Annotated in this window: 10 protein-coding genes; all 10 read left to right on the top strand. The window is 39.5% G+C overall.

What is annotated here, in order from left to right:
- The first annotated feature begins 55 nt into the window (after positions 1-55).
- The 10 genes from ACRD64_RS21315 (at position 56) to ACRD64_RS21270 (ending at position 18,947) form a co-directional block, all read left to right on the top strand.
- Positions 56-1,972 (top strand): alkaline phosphatase D family protein, encoded by a 1,917-nt coding sequence (locus ACRD64_RS21315; RefSeq protein WP_430935878.1) that lies wholly within the window; start codon positions 56-58, stop codon positions 1,970-1,972.
- Between the two features lie 164 nt (positions 1,973-2,136).
- Positions 2,137-5,154, top strand: coding sequence for a SusC/RagA family TonB-linked outer membrane protein (locus ACRD64_RS21310; protein ID WP_430935876.1), 3,018 nt, complete (start codon positions 2,137-2,139; stop codon positions 5,152-5,154).
- A gap of 40 nt (positions 5,155-5,194) precedes the next feature.
- On the top strand, positions 5,195-6,616 hold the full coding sequence (locus tag ACRD64_RS21305; RefSeq protein WP_430935874.1) for a RagB/SusD family nutrient uptake outer membrane protein: 1,422 nt from the start codon (positions 5,195-5,197) through the stop codon (positions 6,614-6,616).
- A gap of 238 nt (positions 6,617-6,854) precedes the next feature.
- Positions 6,855-7,511: a helix-turn-helix transcriptional regulator gene (locus ACRD64_RS21300; protein ID WP_430935872.1), complete on the top strand. Its 657-nt coding sequence runs from the start codon at positions 6,855-6,857 to the stop codon at positions 7,509-7,511.
- Positions 7,512-7,531: 20 nt separating this feature from the next.
- Positions 7,532-9,046 (top strand): alpha/beta hydrolase, encoded by a 1,515-nt coding sequence (locus ACRD64_RS21295; protein WP_430935870.1) that lies wholly within the window; start codon positions 7,532-7,534, stop codon positions 9,044-9,046.
- A 183-nt stretch (positions 9,047-9,229) separates the two neighbouring features.
- Positions 9,230-10,753, top strand: a complete 1,524-nt coding sequence (locus ACRD64_RS21290; protein WP_430935868.1) for an alpha/beta fold hydrolase — start codon at positions 9,230-9,232, stop codon at positions 10,751-10,753.
- 48 nt (positions 10,754-10,801) lie between these two features.
- Positions 10,802-12,331, top strand: coding sequence for an alpha/beta hydrolase (locus ACRD64_RS21285; RefSeq protein ID WP_430935866.1), 1,530 nt, complete (start codon positions 10,802-10,804; stop codon positions 12,329-12,331).
- A 92-nt stretch (positions 12,332-12,423) separates the two neighbouring features.
- Positions 12,424-15,522, top strand: a complete 3,099-nt coding sequence (locus ACRD64_RS21280; protein ID WP_430935865.1) for a WD40/YVTN/BNR-like repeat-containing protein — start codon at positions 12,424-12,426, stop codon at positions 15,520-15,522.
- Positions 15,523-15,534: 12 nt separating this feature from the next.
- Positions 15,535-17,109: a sulfatase gene (locus ACRD64_RS21275; RefSeq protein ID WP_430935863.1), complete on the top strand. Its 1,575-nt coding sequence runs from the start codon at positions 15,535-15,537 to the stop codon at positions 17,107-17,109.
- Between the two features lie 266 nt (positions 17,110-17,375).
- The gene (locus tag ACRD64_RS21270; RefSeq protein ID WP_430935861.1) at positions 17,376-18,947 is read left to right on the top strand and encodes a sulfatase; all 1,572 of its coding nucleotides are present in this window, start codon (positions 17,376-17,378) and stop codon (positions 18,945-18,947) included.
- The last annotated feature ends 5 nt before the right edge of the window (positions 18,948-18,952 follow it).

Raw genomic sequence — 18,952 nt, 5'->3', positions numbered from 1 at the left:
TTAATTTTAAATATTGTCGATTATAAAATAAGCTATTAATATAATACCATTTAAAATGAAGGAGAGAAATGAAAATCAAGCAGTCTATAAACCATCTGGTTTATTAATAAAAAGTTCAAAATTATCCAGTGTGCTTTTGGTTGTATTTATGTTGTTAGGTATGTATATAAATGCACAGGATGTAGCACGTTTTTCTCACGGACCCATGTTGGGACGTTTGGGCTCTCACGAAATTGGAATTTGGGCGCGTACTTTTAAACCTGGAACATTTTGGGTACGTTATGGTGTTAATCCGGAAAATTTAGATCAATTATCTGATCCGGTTACTACTAGTATTGATCATGATAATACAGGGGTGGTTTATATTAAGGACTTGAAAGCAGGGACTAAATATTATTATGCGTTAACGGTACAAGGAGGAACAGCTACAATGTTAACTCGTAAAGGGTCATTTAAAACGCTTCCTGATTCGGACGAATTGAAAGATACAAAAGTCAATCCTGATGGTTTGTTTAATTTTAGTTTTGAATATGCTTGCGGAAACAGTCAGAGTACAAATGGTTTAGGTACAACGTTACCAACGTTTCGTACCATGATCGACCAAATTAAAGACAAAATACATTTTGCCATTTTAAATGGTGACTGGTTATATGAAAATAAGCGCGATTATTCGGTTGAAAGCTGGAAGGAACAAGTAGGTATAGAGGCTGACGAAATTCCAGAGGTTGTAAACAAAACACCAAAAATTGTAGGTGTTTGGGAAAATTATAAAAGTTATCTTGAGCGTGGACACAATTTGGTTGAATGGCATAAACATGTTCCTTCTTTTTATACGATTGACGATCATGAAATTTATGATAATACCTATGGTGCCGGAGAAATTGGTCGCGTAAATCACAAAGCGGTGTACCGCGATGTTGCAGTGCAGGCCTGGCACGATTATTTAGCTTGGAGTAACCCTACCGAATTTACACAAGGTATACATTTGGGAAAAGCAAAGATTAAAGCAAATAGTGATATTTTAACTGATACAGAGGCTGATTTTACAAAACTTGATCTTGCTCAGTCAGCAACACTTCACATTCACTGGGGAGGACCTTATGATGGAATGAGAAGGATACCTGAAGGTACTAAGCCTGGTAATCCAAATAGCGGTGTATATAAAATAGTAGAAGTAATTGATGCACATCATGTGCGTGTTTTTCCAACGCCAAAAAAGAATGGTAAACCTGTTTATTCTATCGGACGACGTAATTATGGAAAAATGTCTGTTAGTAATTCTGATATTTTTATACTGGATGTGCGCTCTCACCAAGATATGCACGATACAAGTAATCCATATAAAAAAGGACTTTCAATTTTAGGTAAGGAACAAAAAGCTTGGTTGAAAGAAGAGATGAAAAACAGCGATGCAGAGTTTTTCTTCCTTGTATCATCGGTTAATTTTACCATTCCACACGAAGGAGGAACAGGTGGAAATACTGCTGATGGAAAAGCCAAAGGACAAACAGGACGTGATGATGCTTGGACAAGTTATATTGAGGAGCGAAAGGAAATGGTTGATTTCTGGGAGTCTTTAGGAAAACCTGTTTTCGTGCTTACTGGTGATTTGCACAATAGTTTTGCTGTTAAAGTTAGCGACAATGTTTGGGAATTCGCCTCAGGCCCACACAATTCTAGAAATCATGCACTAGGTGCCGAAGGTAATCGCCCTGTGAATGGTAAGTTTAATTCACGCGGAAGAGAAGTTGATATTCGTTGGTCGACGGCAATATTAAACGATGTGCCAAACGGATTACGTTACACGCCAAGTTATTGCGTTGTTCAAATAAACAATGTGTTTAACAACCCGATAGAAGAGGGCAAAGACAGGTGGGTAGCTTTTCCAAGACCTCAGGTAATATTTCAGTACTTTAATGGATTAACTGGAGACTTGTTGTATTCGGAAACAATCCAAGGTAGCGACAAATAACTGTTTTAGGTTTAACGCTTTGATATAATAGCATATACAGTGCTATAATGGGAGAATTACACCTATGAATTAAGTAATTAACGTGCTTGTAACTATATACTTTATTATAAAGTAGGCCGTTAAAAGTAAGCTCAGAATATAAACCCATTTTAATACTTATATTTATGAAACAGAAATTATTATTTTCTTTAATGTTGTTTCTTGGAACGCAAATAATATTTGCACAGGGAATAGTAATAAAAGGAACAGTTAGCGGTGCCGACGATGGATTAACAATTCCGGGAGTGAGTGTCGTTGTAAAAGGAACAACTAATGGCGTAACAACTGATTTTGATGGCATGTATCAGATTAATGTCCCGGGAGAAGATGCTATCCTGGAATACTCGTTTGTAGGATATAAAACCCAAACCGTTGTTGTGGGTAAAAAATCTACAATTGACATTGTGTTGAAATCTGATCTTGTTGGACTTGATGAAGTTGTAGTTATAGGTTACGGTGTTTCTTCCAAAGAGGCTTTAACCGGAGCTGTGGAAGTGGTAGGTTCAGAAAGCCTGAAGATGCTTCCTAGCGCCACTCTTGAAAATGCATTACAGGGTGGAGTAACCGGGCTTATGATGAGTAACGGGGATGGTCAGCCTGGAGCTGCCAGTTCGATCAATATCCGGGGTATTGGCTCAATTAATGCTTCTAGTGAACCTTTGTATGTAATTGACGGAATTCCTGTTCAATCACACAACCTTTCACCAACGGACTATTCAAACGGTGGAATAAGTTCTACTGTCATGTCTACTCTAAATCCGAATGATGTTCAGAGTATCACTGTTCTAAAGGATGCATCGGCAACAGCAATTTACGGTTCTCGTGGTGCTAACGGTGTAATTATTATTACCACCAAAAATGGTGGATCAGGAAAAGCCAAAATCAATTTCAGTGCGCAGGTTGGTGTCTCCGACAATGCTTATGATAATATTAACAAAAGTTTGAACGCAGCACAGTATAAGGAGTTGTTTATTGAAGGCTGGGTGAACACGGGAGATTATACAGAAGCAACTGCCACCGAATTGTTTTACGATTATTACCCAGCTGACATATATAATGCCGATACCAATTGGATGGATGAGATTTATAATCCAGGAGTTACGCAGCAATACAGCTTAGATGCCAGTGGCGGTAATGATAAAATTAGATACTTTGCCTCGCTTGGATATTATGACCAGGAGGGTGTGATTTTAGGTACTGATTTTCAACGATATTCGTCTCGCTTAAATTTGACAGCTGATTTAAATGAAAAGCTTACAATAACCAATAATATTACATTAGGGCATACTGTATCTAACGGTTCAGAGGATAGAACTGCGTGGAATAACCCTATGCATAACGGATATATGGCGCCGCCTGTAGTACCTATTTACGATGATTATGGTAATTATTTTGGTGACCACACTATTGTAGGGATGGACGGAAATAACCCTGTAGGTAACCAATTGTTCGATGAAAGATGGCAGAAGCAAACGCGTATTCTCGATAATTTTAGTGCAAGTTATAAGATAACGGACGCATTAACCTTTAAAACTGCTTGGAGTATTGATTATATCAATGTTAACGAATTTAAGTGGAAGAACCCTGATTGGGGAAGCTTTAAGGACGTGAGTGGTCGAGGAGAAGAAGGAACAGCTAATAGTTTGAATTGGATTGGTACACAGACTGTTAATTATAATAAAATTTTTGGGGAAAACCATTCCTTTGATGTGTTGGCCGGTTATGAGTCTCAAAAATATGATATGAGATCATTGTATGCTGTAGCCGAAGGGTATGCAAACTCAAAACTTAAAACACTTGCCAACGCAGCAAACCCTATTGTAAGCTCAAGTTCTGGAACCGGGTACAGTTTTCTTTCCGCATTCTCAAGGTTTTCTTATAATTATAAGAGTAAGTATTATGCAACTGCCAGTTATCGTCGTGATGGTTCCTCTCGTTTCGGTGAGGATAATCGTTGGGGTAATTTCTGGTCTGTTGGTGGTTCATGGTATTTAAGCAGGGAAAATTTCATGAAAGATATTTCCTGGGTGAATAACCTGAAACTTAGAGCTTCTTATGGTATAACGGGTAATGCAAGTATTGGAAACTTCCAATCTCTCTCGCTTTATGGATATGATTATGAATACGACGGAACTGCAGGTTCTGCTCCATCTAACGTGGGTAATCCTGAATTAACCTGGGAAACACAGGGAACATTAGATTTGGGTATGGATTTGAGCGTGTTTGACCGTGTAAATACAACAGTAACCTATTTCCGTAGAGAAAATACAGATCTATTATTGGAGAAACCACTTTCTACCACCACAGGATTTTCTGAAACCATGCAGAATGTTGGGGATATGCTGAACCGTGGATGGGAGTTTGAAGCAAATGCAGCCATCATCAAGGGTGAAGATCTTACCTGGGATTTAGGTGTGAATATGACCTTTGTTAAAAATGAAGTAACAAAACTTGACGAAGATATCGCTAATACAGCTTACTTACACTCTGAAGGACATGACTATAACGAGTTCTACTTGATACATTGGGCTGGTGTAAATCCGCAGACCGGAGCAGCACAATGGTATACGGATGAAACAAAAACTACGATTACAGAAAATAGAAAAGAAGCTAGTAGAGTACATACCGGCTATTCGGGTACACCTTCTTGCTTTGGAGGATTGAACACAAGTGTAAGTTATAAAGGGTTTAACCTTAGCGCCCAGCTGGTTTTTGTATGGGATAAATATCTATTCGATAACCAGGCTAAGGGTGTTGAAAGTGATGGACAACGTGCACCAAGGAGTACAAATTTATATGCATTTGAGAATAGATGGACTACTCCTGGAGAAGAATCTGAACTTCCTATATTTGTCTGGGGTAATAGTTCAAACAGTAACTATAGATACAGTACTCGTTATTTGTATGATGCAACTTATGCGCGATTGAGAGATGTGACCTTGTCATATACTTTTAGTCCTTCAGTTGTCAAGCGCTTGAAAATGTCTTCTCTTTCTGTATTTGCAAAAGCCAATAATTATTTTACCTGGGTAAGGGATCACGATAATCTTAGAATTGATCCAGAGGCAGGCCAAAATGGCTATGTAAACGGAACTGTACCAAAAAATAAGTCAATAACCATTGGTGTAAACATAGGGTTGTAAGTTAACAGTTTTAGTTTGATAACGATTAATATACAGAATTATGAAAACGAATATATATAAATTAAAAACGTCGGGGAAGTTGTTCCTATCACTAACATTGATCTTATTTACTATTGTATCATGTTCAGAGAGTTTCCTTGAGATTGATCCTCAGCAAGATGTTTCAATGAGTGAGGCCTTAACAACAGAATCTGACTTTGCAACCGCCATTATAGGTTGTTACGACGGACTTCAGGATAGATCCTCTTATGGAAAATTCTTTATAGCTGTTGCTGATGTAATGAGCGATGATGTTAAAGCCGGTTTAGTAACCAACCGTATATACGATTGGCATTCATACTCAGGTTCTTCCGCTGACTTTACTGATCTGGCTGATGATATCTGGGCTAACTATTACCGAATAATAGATCGTGCTAATCGAATATTGGAAGCGGGTTCAGGCCTGGATGTTGATGAATTTTATGGACAAGCTTATGCATTTAGAGCGCTTGCCCATTTTGATTTGGTACGAATTTACGGACAGCATTATACTTATAGCGATGATGCATCTCACCTTGGTGTACCCATCGTAACAGCTGTTGATGTTTTAGCCGAGCCAGCACGAAATACTGTTGCTGAAGTATATGCGCAGGTAATTTCAGATTTTGAAACTGCTTTGACACTGATCGGCGACGATGCAAACTCGTTTTATTTCTCACAGAATGTAGTTAAAGCACTGTTGTCAAGAGTCTATCTTTATAAGGAGGATTGGGAGAATGCTGAAGCAATGGCCAATGAAGTAATTGAATCGGGCGATTATAGCCTTGTAGAAGGTGAAAATTATTCGAGCATTTTTTCAGGTGATCATAGTTCAGAAACTATTTTTGAAGTGGATATGACTGTGGTTGATAATCTGGGAGCCGCAGGGCTTGCCGGAAATTATGTGATCAATGGTTACAATGAGTTTCTTCCTACCACGGATTTAATGAATGCATATGAGGATGGAGATGTTCGAAAAGAAAACAACTTCTTGTATGATTCAACACTAGGTGGCGGTTTGTATGGAAACTACCGGGCCGATAAGTTCAAAGACATATTAGGATATGAGAATACACCGATCATAAGGCTTTCAGAATTATATTTGATCAGGGCAGAAGCTGCTTACCATCTTAATACGCCAGTTTTTATAGCAGAGGCCCAGGCGGATGTAACAACCATACGAAAAAGAGGTTTATCGACTGCAGATGCCGTTACGTCAACAGGACAAGAACTTTTGGAGGAGATCCTTCTTGAAAGACGCAGGGAATTGTGTTATGAAGGACATAGGTTATGGGATTTAACAAGGAATAAACTAGGAGTGTACAGAGATGATTGCACTACTACGGCATGTTCAATTGATTATCCTAATGATGGATTTATTCTTGCCATAGGCGAAGATGAAATGGAAGTTAACGAAAATATGATTCAAAATTCAGGATATTAGGTTTTAGTAAATAGATTGTGTAGAAAGCAGGTTCCACTCATGTGGGGCTTGCTTTTAGTTCAACAATTAAGCCAGGTTCAATGTAATTATTCTCTTAAGTTGTACATAGTTTCTATCTTTAACACTTTTCTTAAAAAGAAAGCATCATAAAATGATTTGTAATTAAAATATTGAATTTTGATTGGAAAGATTACAACATGCTTAAATTTAATTTATTATAAAACAGACATCCAGAATCATGACAGTACAAGAAATATCTCCCTCTTTAAGACCTTATGTGCCAATTGCAAACATGATTGGGTCGAGTTTTGGTCAAAATTGCGAAGTCATTTTGCATGATTTGTCTATTCCTCAAAACTCAGTGGTTTACGTGGTTAACGGACATGTTACCGGACGTGAAATAGGAGAGCCTTTCGATCATCTTTTGAGTATCGTTTTATCATCGAAGAATTTTAAAGATGATTACCTTTCTAATTATGAAACAACGACAGAGGATGGTAGGAAAATTAAAGCTTCAACCGCATTTATCAGAGACAGAAAAAACTTTGTTATCGGGGCTTTATGTATTAACTATGATATTTCATTGGTTGATTCTATTCAAACTTTTATCAATGATTTTAAATTAGCCCCGGCAATTACTGAGAGTGAACCCAAACCAAATAGTTACGAAGGTGTTATCGAAACAACCAACCAATTAATAAAAAGAATAATAGGAAATGCAGACATTAAGAGTTTGAAGAGAAAAGGTAAAATTTCGCTTATTCAGTTTATGGAACAAAAAGGTGTTTTCCTGATAAAAGGTTCTATTGACACGGTTGCTGAATTAATGAATATCTCAAAAGTTACTGTTTACAGCTATCTCGACGAAGTAAAAAAAGAGAAAGCAAAAGTATAAATCAAAAAAGAATTAATAAGATGAAAAAGCACATAATGCTTTTGATGTTAATACTTGGTATTGGCAGCATTGCACATGCACAAAAAACATCATTTCATACCGCTGCGGCAAAAGCACCAGAGGCTGGTAGCATGTTTATTTTTCCTGAAAGAATTCTTTTAGAAAATGGTGGTTTTTTAAATGCCGAACGAGCTACTATGTTTGTTCCTTTAAACCGTTCAGAAGAAAACAGCGATGTTATTTCTCTGGACGTTTATCGTTTTAAAGCTACCGAAAAAGCAGACCCAAATACGCCACCAATTTTTTATCTTTTTGGAGGGCCTCGTTTTGGTGGCCTTGAAGAGCAACTTGAAGTATTAGGATATTTCGAGCAAACCTGGCAATTTATGACCAATGTTGCCGATGTGGTAGTGGTTAGTCAACGCGGAATTGGACCATCGAAACCAACTACATTAATTGAAAATACCAGAAATGCACAACCTACTGATGTTGCTTTTAACGACGAAGCTGCAGTTAAAGACTACCAGGCTTTGCTTACAAGCGAGCGTAATGTTTGGGAAGATTTAGGTGTCGACTTAAAAGGTTTTACGGTGGTAGAAGCGGCCGAAGATGTGAACGATGTACGTAAAGCACTGGGCTACGACAAAATTACCCTTTGGGGCGGAAGTTTTGGTTCGCACTGGGGAATGTCGCTTATGCGTATGCACCCCGAAATTATTGAACGCGCCATTTTACGAGGACTCGAAGGTCCTGATCATACTTACGACCATCCGGGGCATACCTGGAATGTGTACAAACGCATGGCAGAAGAAGCTGAAAGTTCAGAAGAATTAAAAGGACTAATTCCTGAAGGTGGACTAATCGCTGCCGTTGAAACCATTGTAAAAAGATTAAACGAAAATCCTGTTACCGTAGAGTTGGAAAACCCGGTAACTAAAAAAATGCAGAAGGTATTATTTGACGGTCACACCGTGAAACAACTTACGAGAGGTTATTCGGGTAGTCTGGAAGCTTGGCCTGCTGATATTATTACCATGTACAATGGCGACTTTACAAAGGCTGCACAAAAGATTATTAGCCGATGGAATGACCAGGGCAAAACCTATAAAACAGCCAGTTACTTTATGCTCGATTGCGGCTCGGGTATTACGCCCGAACGCTCGGCAGAACATTTGGCCGACCCGGCTACTGAACTTATTGAAACAGCCTGGGGATATAGAAATGGTTGCCCATGTTGGGATAGCGATTTAGGTAATGAATTCCGTCAGAATTTCGAATGTGAAATTCCTACCGTAATGGTTCAGGGAACCTGGGACAGAAGTACTCCTTACGAAAATGCATTGGAGTTGGCTCCGTATTTCAAAAACTTGAAATTTGTACACTTAAAACGCGGACCCCACGGTGCTATTAAAGCTGCATTGAAGGAGTTACCCGAATTTAAAAAGGCAATTTTAAAATTTGCTGCTTCGGGCGACGATTCAGACCTTGAAGATAATTTGGAACTGAGCCCTTTAAAATGGGTAGTTCCTGAGTAATTGAAAATATCATAATTAGCAAAGAAGATTTTATTCTCTCTAAGAACAAATCTTGAACAGATTCTTATTTAAGATATTCTATAAGATACTGTTGGGGTGAGCTCTTCTTTGCTATTTGCTTTAAGGGCAAAGAATGAGGGTTCTTATTGCCCAAATTTTGTTTTAAATAACCAACAACAAAAAATGGTTTCAAAAAAGTTATTGCCTTTTATAGGGCTGATTTTCTGTATTAGCTCTGCAACAATTGCTCAAAATACAAGTTTTCATACCGCAAAAGCGTCTGCTCCTGAGGCCGGAAGTATGTTTATCTTTCCCGAAAGAATTCTTTTAAAAGATGGTAGTTTTTATAATGCCGAACGTGCTACCATGTTTGTACCAATGAATCGTTCAGTAGAAAACAGCGATGTTATTTCCTTGGATGTGTACCGATTTAAGGCTTCTGAAAAGGCCAATCCAAATACTCCTCCCATATTTTTCCTTCATGGAGGTCCTGCTTTCCAGGGACTTGAGTCGGCATTTAAAGAATTGGGTACTTTCGAAAAATATTGGCAATTTATGACCGATGTAGCTGATGTTGTTGTGGTTAGTCAGCGTGGAATTGGGACGTCGAAACCAACAACTATAATTGATAGCAGAAAATCGAAAATGCCATTAAATGAAGCCTATAACGAAGAGGCTGCTGTGGAAGAATTACAGAACCGTCTTTCTCAAGAAAAAGAAGTTTGGGAAAATCTTGGCGTTGATTTAAAAGGTTTTACGGTGCTGGAAGCTGCAGAAGATGTAAACGATGTTAGAAAAGCTCTGGGGTACGATAAGATTACCATTTGGGGTGGAAGTTTTGGTTCGCATTGGGGGATGACACTTATGCGTCAATATCCTGAAATTATTGAACGCGCCATCTTAAGAGGGATGGAAGGAGTTGACCACACTTACGATCATCCGGGGCATACCTGGAATGCCTATAAAAGAATAGCCGAAGAAGCCGAAAATTCGGAAGAATTAAAGGGATTAATTCCTGAAGGCGGGTTAATTGCCGCTGCTGAAACTATTGTGAAAAGGTTAAGCAAAAAACCGGTTACAGTTGAGGTTGAGAATTCGTACACCGGAAAAACGGAGAAGGTTTTAATGGATGGACATTGGGCCAAACAGTTTACCCGTGGGTACACCGGAAAACAGGAAGCTACCTGGCCGGCAGATATTATAACCATGTACAATGGCGATTTTACAAAAGCTGCATTAAAAGTTATTGAGAATACTTACGCTTTACGATCACGTCCATTAACAGCCAGTTACTATATGCTCGATTGTGGCTCAGGAATTACGCCCGAACGATTAAAAGAGCATTTGGCCGATCCGGCAACAGAAGTTATCGAATACGAATGGGATTACAGAAAGGCTTGCCCATGTTGGGATAGCGATTTAGGTGATGAATTCCGTACGAATTTTGAAACCGAAATTCCAACAGTAATTGTTCAGGGAACCTGGGACAGAAGTACACCCTACGAAAATGCGCTGGAACTGATACCATATTTCAAGAATCTGAAATTTGTTCATTTAAAACGTGGACCACACGGTGCCATAAGGGCTGCTTATTTGTATTCGGCCGAATTCAAAAAGGCCCTTTTAAAATTCGCGGAATGTGGCGATAATTCAGATTTAAAAGACCATATGGAATTGCCACAAGTAAAATGGGTGGTGCCAGAGTAATAGATATTTGTTCACGTAAAGAAGCACAGAATTAAAAAAAAATCAATCATGATTTCAAAAAAAATAGCACTATTAATTGCCTTGGTATTTTGTATTGGAGCTATAAGTAAAGCTCAAAATATTAGTATGCACACTGCAGTAGCACCTGCACCTAAGGCGGGTACAATGTTTATTTATCCGGAAAGAATGTTGTTGCCTAGCGGCGAATTGCTTTCTGCAGAAAGAGCAAGCATGTTTGTTCCTTTAAACCGTTCAAAAGCAAATACCGATGTTATTGCGCTTGACGTTTATCGTTTCGCACGTAACGAAAAAGCGAATCCCGAAACGCCACCAATCTTCTTTCTTCATGGTGGCCCAAGTTTTCAAGGGGTGCCATCGCGGGTAACGTCGCTGGATGTTTTTCAGAAAAAATATGGCTACCTGTTGGATGTGGCCGATGTTGTGATTGTAAGTCAACGCGGAATTGGTACTTCAATGCCAAAAACCCTTGTAAATAAAAACGATTACAAAACAGCGCCAGACGAAGCGTACAACGAGGAGAAAGCGGTTGCACACTTGAAAGAACTGCTTACAAAAGAACGTCAGGTTTGGGAAGAATATGGAGTTGACTTGAAAGGATTTACCGTATTGGAAGCAGCCGAAGATGTTAATGATGTGCGTAAAGCCTTGGGCTACGATAAAATTTCGCTTGTGGGCGGAAGTTTTGGTTCGCACTGGGGGTTTACTCTAATGCGTAAACATCCGGAAATAATTTCGCGTGTTGTGTTTACAGGTTGCGAAGGTCCTGACCACACTTACGATGATCCGGGGCATGCATGGAATGTTTTTGAAAGAATGGCCGAAGAAGCTGAAGAAGCCGAAGAATTGGAAGGCTTAATTCCTGATGGTGGTTTAGTTGCTGCTGTAAAAACAATCATCAAGCGTGCAAAAGAAAAACCTTTTACCGTAGAAGTAACAAATCCGGCTACTAATAAAGTTCAAAAAGTACTTATTGATGAGCACGTGGCTAAAAAATTAGTGAGAGGTTATTCAAACGACTATACAGCATGGCCGGCAGATATTATCAAACTCTATAATGGAGAATTTGAAGATGCTGCCAAATCAATAGTAGATAGATACAACAACGGAACCGCAAAATACAGAACGGCCAGTTACTATATGCTCGATTGTGGATCGGGAATTACCCCTGAGCGATTAGCCAAACAATTGGCCGACCCGGCCAATGAAATTTTGGGCCAAATGAATTGGAATTACATTAAGGGATGTGATTGCTGGGACAGCGATTTGGGGAACGATTTCCGCCAAAACTTTGAGTCTGAAATTCCAATTGTTATAATTCAGGGAACCTGGGACAGAAGTACTCCATTGGAAAATGCGGAAGAGCTGGTTCCTTACTTTAAAAATGCAACGTTTATTCCTTTAAAAAGAGGACCACATGGTTCGTTGGGAGCCGGAATGCAGGCCTCAAAAGAATTTAAGCAGGAACTTTTAAAGTTTCTGGAAACCGGCGATGCGTCCGGAATAGATACCGATATGGAGCTTCCTCCTGTAAAATGGAAAGTGCCCGAATTAAAGTAGGTTTTTTGAGAAAAATAGAATGTCTAATTTTCATAGATTAGTTATTAATAATTAAACAACGCCTTAGTATGAAAAGTACAAATATTCCAAGTATGAATACGAGTCTAAAGGCTACTCACAAAATGAGTGGAATACTTTTTTTACTCATTTTACTTTTTGTAGCACAGTCTTTAAATGCCCAAAACACAAACGAAATAAATCCTGATTTACTTGAAAATCTGCAATGGACCAATATAGGGCCAAAACGTGGAGGTAGATCCATTGCTGCGGCAGGTAGTTCGGCAAGACCAAATGAATATTATTTTGGAGCGACGGGTGGTGGTTTGTGGAAAACCGTTGACGGTGGAAACAGCTGGAACCCGGTAACCGATGGGAAAATCAATAGTTCTTCTGTTGGTGCTGTGGCAGTTGCGCAGTCTAATCCCGACATTGTATATATGGGAATGGGTGAAGCGCAGTTGCGCCAAAATGTATTACAGGGAGATGGTATTTATCGCACTTCTGATGGCGGAGATACCTGGAAACATCTTGGGTTGTCAGAAACACAAGCTATTAGCCGTGTTCGTATTCATCCTACAGATCCTAATCGTGTTTATGTTGCGGCTCTTGGTCATACATTTGGACAAAATAGCGAAAGAGGTATCTACAGAACCAAAGATGGTGGTGAATCATGGGAGAAAGTACTTTTTAAAGATGATAAAACAGGTGCCATTGATTTGTCAATGGATCCTAATGATCCGGATGTTTTATATGCAACCCTTTGGGAGGTATACCGGAAGCCTTACATACTTTGGAGTGGTGGTGAAGGTTCAGGTCTTTATAAGTCAGTTGATGGAGGAGATACCTGGACAGAACTTACCGGAAATCAGGGTTTGCCAAAAGGTATCTGGGGAAAAAGTACGGTTTCTGTTTCTGGTGCCGATTCTAAAAGAGTGTATGTGAATGTGGAAGCTGAGAACGGTGGATTGTATCGATCAGACGATGGTGGAGAAACTTTTGAGCTAATTAATAACCACAGGGATTTGTGGCAACGTGCTTTCTACTTTCTTCGTATTCAGGCCGACCCTGTTGATCGCGATGTTGTTTATATTCTTAGCTTTAAATTGATTAAATCGGAAGATGGCGGAGAAACATTCCATTATTTACCTCCTAGTCATAACGATCATCATGACTTGTGGATCGATCCGAAAAATCCGAAAAGGATGATTAACGCCAATGATGGTGGAGCAGTAGTTTCTGTAACTGGCGGCCAAACCTGGACTCATTTTCGTTATGCTACCGCGCAAATATATCGATTGAGTGTTACCAACGACTTCCCGTATCATGTGGCTGGTGGTCAGCAGGATAATTCAACCGCAGTGGTTCCATCTGATGGAGGATATTTAAGAAATGAGAGAATTGCACCTGGCGAAATGATGTATGCAGCCGGAGGTGGTGAGAACGGTTATGTGGTACAACATCCGACTAAGCTCAATATTTTCTATTCAGGCAAAACTAACGCTTTAGATCGTTATGATAGAAATACCGGTCTGGTAACCGATGTGCAACCTTTCCCAAGAATTGTTATGGGAGAAGCGGCTAAAGTGATGCCAGAGCGCTGGAATTGGAATTATCCGATTGTTGTTTCGCCTGCCGAACCAGATGCTTTATTTGTTGGATCGCAGTATTTATGGAAATCGAATGATGAAGGTAAAACCTGGGCAAAAATCAGTCCCGATCTTACTCGTGCCGATGAAGCAACAATGGGTGATTCCGGCGGTCCGATTGTTTTCGATCAGGATGGTCCGGAAATTTACGCAACCATATACACCATTGAGCCTTCTCCACTAAAAAAAGATATTATTTGGGTAGGATCGGATGATGGATTTATTAACCTAACCCGCGATGGTGGAAAAACATGGTCGAATGTTACACCTGAGGATCTACTGAAAGACAGTAAGGTAAGCGGAATAAAAGCTTCACAACATAATCCGGCTGTAGCTTATGCAACAGCCCGTCGTTACGAAATGGACGATCGCGCCCCTTATGTTTGGAAAACCGAAGATTATGGTAAAAGCTGGAAAAAAATTGTTACAGGAATTCAAGCGAATGACTTTGGACATTCAATTACAGAAGATCCGATAAAAGTAGGCTTGGTTTATTTAGGTACAGAAAATGGGGTGTACGTCTCTTTCAATGGCGGTAACAACTGGCAAAGTTTATCGAATAACTTACCAATTACACCGGTAATGGGAATTGCCGTAAAACAAAACGACCTTGTCATTGCAACACATGGTCGTTCGTTCTGGAAAATGCAAAATATTGAACTGCTTCGTCAGGTTTCTGTGGCAAATATTAGCGATAAACCATTTCATTTGTTTAAGCCGGCAAAGGCCATCAGACGAGCTACTCCAGCAACTATCGACTTTTTTGTGAAGGAAAAGGATAGCCAGATAATACTTGACATAGTGGATGATAAAGGTAATATGGTGGTTCAGTTAGTGAATGAAAAAACTACTAATTCCGGAATGATCAGATTAAATTGGGACCTTCGCTACGAAGGTGCTACAACTTTTGCAAATATTATTCTGGAAGGAGGTAAGCCAGACAGGGGGCCATGGGCTACTCCAGGAACTTATTCGGCCAGGTTAACCGTAAATGGTAAAACACAAACCGAAAGTTTTGAAGTGGAAAAAGATCCGAGATTAACGGATGTTTCTGTTGAAGACATGAAAGAGCAATTTGAACTGGCAATGAAAATTAGAACTTGTGAGAGTGCTGCCAATGAAGCTGTCATTCTTTATCGAAAAGTAAAAGCTGATGTTGAAAATATATTGGAATCATCTAATAGCAATAGCCTTCAGAAACAAGCTGGTTCATTCTTGACAAAGATCACTTTGGTTGCCGATAAGTTTTATCAGCTGAAAAATCAAAGTCCGAAAGACAAAATTGCGTTTCCTATTCGTTTAAATGACCGTTTAACCGGTTTGAGAAGCCATTTGGAAGTTGGTGACATGAAACCAACAGCTGCTTATTTAAATGTGTATGACGAGCTTGCTGCCGAATTAAAAATGCACCTTGATGAGCTGTATGAAGTATTGGACGCTGATATGTCAAAATTGAATAAAAAGCTAGTACAGTCTAAACTGGAACCTGTAAGTGCTGCTAAAAGCAAAAACATGATAAAGTTTGATGAACAGTATAATCAATAAAAAATAGGGATTATGAATCGAGGTAGATTCGTTTTAGCACTATCGCTCTTTCTTTTAGGAGTGGTAATGCTTTCCTCTTGTTCATCAAAAGAGGGAAAGTCGAAGAGTGTGGCGAAACAACCCAATATTCTATTTATTCCGGTTGACGATTTGCGTCCTGAAATTGGTGCTTACGGAAGCGATTTTATAAAAACGCCAAATATGGATCGATTGGCCAAACAGGGGGTTACCTTTATGCGCGCCTACTGTCAGCAATCGGTATGTAATCCATCAAGGGCTAGTTTAATGACTGGTCTTCGTCCGGATTCTCTTCGTATTTGGGATAACAAAACTCGCTTCAGAGATATGGTTCCCGATGTGCTTACTATTCCACAGTATTTTAAACAAAACGGTTATCAAACGGTGGGATTTGGGAAAGCTTTCCATAATAACGACCCTGACACTATTTCCTGGTCCGAAATTCCTGAAAATCTCGATGATTTTCCATTCGATCCGGATGCAGTGTATTTAACCGAAGAAAACCTTGAAATTCAACAAGCAAAAATTGAAGCATTAAAAGCAGCCGGAAAATCAAAGATTGACCAGTGTGGATTTTGGTATGTTAAGGCAAATGCCACTGAAATTGCCGATGTGGAAGACGACGCCTATTACGATGGGGCACAAACCACTCGCGCAATTGAGGTGATGGAACGATTGGCAAAACAGGATAAACCTTTTTTCCTTTCCGTAGGATATTACCGACCACACTTGCCTTTTAATGCACCTAAAAGATATTGGGATTTATACAATCGTGATGAAATTCCATTAGCCAAAAATCAATTTGTACCAGAAGGGACTCCTGCTTTTTTGGTTCATGGTGACTCTGAGCTTAGGAAAAGTTATACCGACTGCCAGGATCTTCCTTTGCCTATCGAAGAACCCTGGGATGCAGATCGTCAACGTGAAATTAAGCATGGTTATTATGCAAGTGTATCGTATACCGACGCCCAGATTGGCAGATTACTTGATGCCTTAGAACGTTTCGGCTTAAGTGAAAATACTATTGTCGTGCTTTTCGGAGACCATGGGTGGAAACTTGGAGAGCATAATGGTTGGGGTAAGAAAAGCAACTATGAAATCGACTGCCGTGTTCCCATGATTTTTAGTGGGGCAGGGGTGGATGCCAAAGGTAAGAAGTCGTATGCGCTTACAGAGCTAGTAGATATATATCCTACTTTATGCGATTTTTCCGGGCTTGACGTTCCTGAACATTTACAAGGAACAAGCATGGCTTCGTTGTTTTCCAATCCCGACCAGAAATGGGAACAGGTGGCTTTAAGCCAGTATTTGCTGGGGCGTGATCGACGTACAACAAATATAGACGAAGAACAAATGGGATATGCTATGCGTACTGATCGTTACCGCTATGTGGAATGGTACAAATGGATTGCACAAGACAGTACTAAGGGAGAATACTTACGTACCGAGTTGTACGACCATGAAATGGATACACAAGAGAACACAAATCTGGCTGAGGATCCAAAATATAAAGAAATGGTGAGTGCTCTTTCTGAACAACTTAAACAATTATATTTTAATAAAAGGTAAAAGTTGTTGTATACAGGTGCAAGGTTTTGTAATGCAAACAAATACAATTTAATATTTAATAAAGGCAAACTATTAGGGCAAGATATTGAGGGTTTTACAATTTTTATTAAAAATAGATGGACAACCCTCTTGGGATGTTGACCTAGTAGTAAAATTTTTAAAATATAAATAGATGAAACCGGCATGGCCGGGGCAAATAATTAGGCCACACAGGAGCATGATTGAAGTTTGCGCTGGTTATCAGAGTTTTGCTAATTTTTAAACATATGAAACAGACTAAAGTAAAATGGAATTTATTGATAGCAATCTTAGTTTTGCTATCTAGCTGCACATCTCCTTCGAAGGAGCAGGAAAAAGAAAAGACGGCACGACCTAATATTCTATTTATTCCTGTTGATGATTTACGTCCTGAGTTTGGTGCCTACGGAAGCGATTACGTAATAACTCCTAATATGGACAGGTTGGCCAAGCAAGGGGTAACCTTTACCCGAACTTATTGCCAGGAGGCAGTTTGTAATCCTTCGCGAGCGAGTTTGCTTACAGGTCTTCGTCCCGATTCAATAAAAGTGTGGGATTTAATTACCGAATTCAGACATACTATGCCTGATGTGGTTACCCTACCTCAATATTTTAAACAAAATGGATACCATACAGTTGGTTTGGGGAAAGCCTTTCATAACAATGATCCGGACACTATTTCTTGGTCGGAAGTACCTCAAAATCTCGATGGTTTTCCATTCGATCCGGATGCTTTTTATCTGAACGAAGAAAATCTGGAAATCCAAAAAGAAAAAATTGAAGCGTTAAAGGCTGCAGGGAAATCAAGAATTGATCAGTGCGGGCATTGGTATGTAAAAGCAAATGCCACGGAGATTGCTGAAGCAGACGATGATGCATATTATGATGGTGCTCAGACTACTGAGGCCATAAATATTCTTAAAAGACTAAAGTCGGCAGATAAACCTTTCTTTCTTTCTGTAGGATATTATCGTCCTCACCTTCCGTTTAATGCCCCTAAAAAATATTGGGACATGTATAACAGAGATGAGATTCCATTAGCTGAAAATCAATTTGTTCCAGAAGGAGTGCCTGCCTATCTGATTCATGGTGAAGCAGAGTTGAGAGGATATTCCGATTGTCATGATCTGCCATTACCCAGTCAAGAGCCCTGGGATATTGAACGTCAGAAAGAAATTAAACACGGTTACTATGCCAGTGTTACGTATACCGATGCACAAATTGGCCGTTTGTTAGATGCGCTTGATGAGTTGGGTTTGGCAGAAAATACCATTGTGGTTTTATGGGGTGACCATGGCTGGAAACTTGGCGAACACAATGGCTGGTGCAAGCAAACTACCTATGAAATAGATACACGTGTTCCGATGATTTTTAGTGGTGCAGGTGTTAAAGCCAAAGGCAGACAGAGTGATGCATTAACAGAATTTGTCGATATTTATCCCACCTTATGTGACATGGCAGGTATTCCAATTCCAGAACATTTACAGGGCACGAGTGTTACACCACTCCTTGAAAATCCTGATTTGGTATGGAAAAGTGGAGCCTTTAGCCAATTTCTTTTAGGACGTTACGGACGTACAACAACGATTCCATTCGAGCAAATGGGTTATGCCCTTCGAACCGACCGCTTTCGTTATGTAGAATGGTATAAATGGATTGACGATACAAAAGGAGAGTTTTTAAGAAGTGAGTTATATGATCATGAGATAGATCCTCAGGAAAATAAAAACAGGGCTAATGATCCTGAATATACAAAATCGATCGAAGAACTTTCGAAACAATTAAAAGCGGGTTGGAGAAAAGCCCAACCGAAACAATAGACAGT

Source organism: Saccharicrinis sp. 156, assembly GCF_050589685.1.
Taxonomy (GTDB): Bacteria; Bacteroidota; Bacteroidia; order Bacteroidales; family Marinilabiliaceae; genus Saccharicrinis.
This window is presented reverse-complemented; position numbering and strand designations above follow the sequence as displayed.

Bases quoted from the DNA above. Each gene is read 5' to 3' on its own strand.
- ACRD64_RS21315 (WP_430935878.1), top strand. From the start codon at position 56: ATGAAGGAGAGAAATGAAAATCAAGCAGTCTATAAACCATCTGGTTTA.
- ACRD64_RS21310 (WP_430935876.1), top strand. From the start codon at position 2,137: ATGAAACAGAAATTATTATTTTCTTTAATGTTGTTTCTTGGAACGCAA.
- ACRD64_RS21305 (WP_430935874.1), top strand. From the start codon at position 5,195: ATGAAAACGAATATATATAAATTAAAAACGTCGGGGAAGTTGTTCCTA.
- ACRD64_RS21300 (WP_430935872.1), top strand. From the start codon at position 6,855: ATGACAGTACAAGAAATATCTCCCTCTTTAAGACCTTATGTGCCAATT.
- ACRD64_RS21295 (WP_430935870.1), top strand. From the start codon at position 7,532: ATGAAAAAGCACATAATGCTTTTGATGTTAATACTTGGTATTGGCAGC.
- ACRD64_RS21290 (WP_430935868.1), top strand. From the start codon at position 9,230: ATGGTTTCAAAAAAGTTATTGCCTTTTATAGGGCTGATTTTCTGTATT.
- ACRD64_RS21285 (WP_430935866.1), top strand. From the start codon at position 10,802: ATGATTTCAAAAAAAATAGCACTATTAATTGCCTTGGTATTTTGTATT.
- ACRD64_RS21280 (WP_430935865.1), top strand. From the start codon at position 12,424: ATGAATACGAGTCTAAAGGCTACTCACAAAATGAGTGGAATACTTTTT.
- ACRD64_RS21275 (WP_430935863.1), top strand. From the start codon at position 15,535: ATGAATCGAGGTAGATTCGTTTTAGCACTATCGCTCTTTCTTTTAGGA.
- ACRD64_RS21270 (WP_430935861.1), top strand. From the start codon at position 17,376: ATGAAACAGACTAAAGTAAAATGGAATTTATTGATAGCAATCTTAGTT.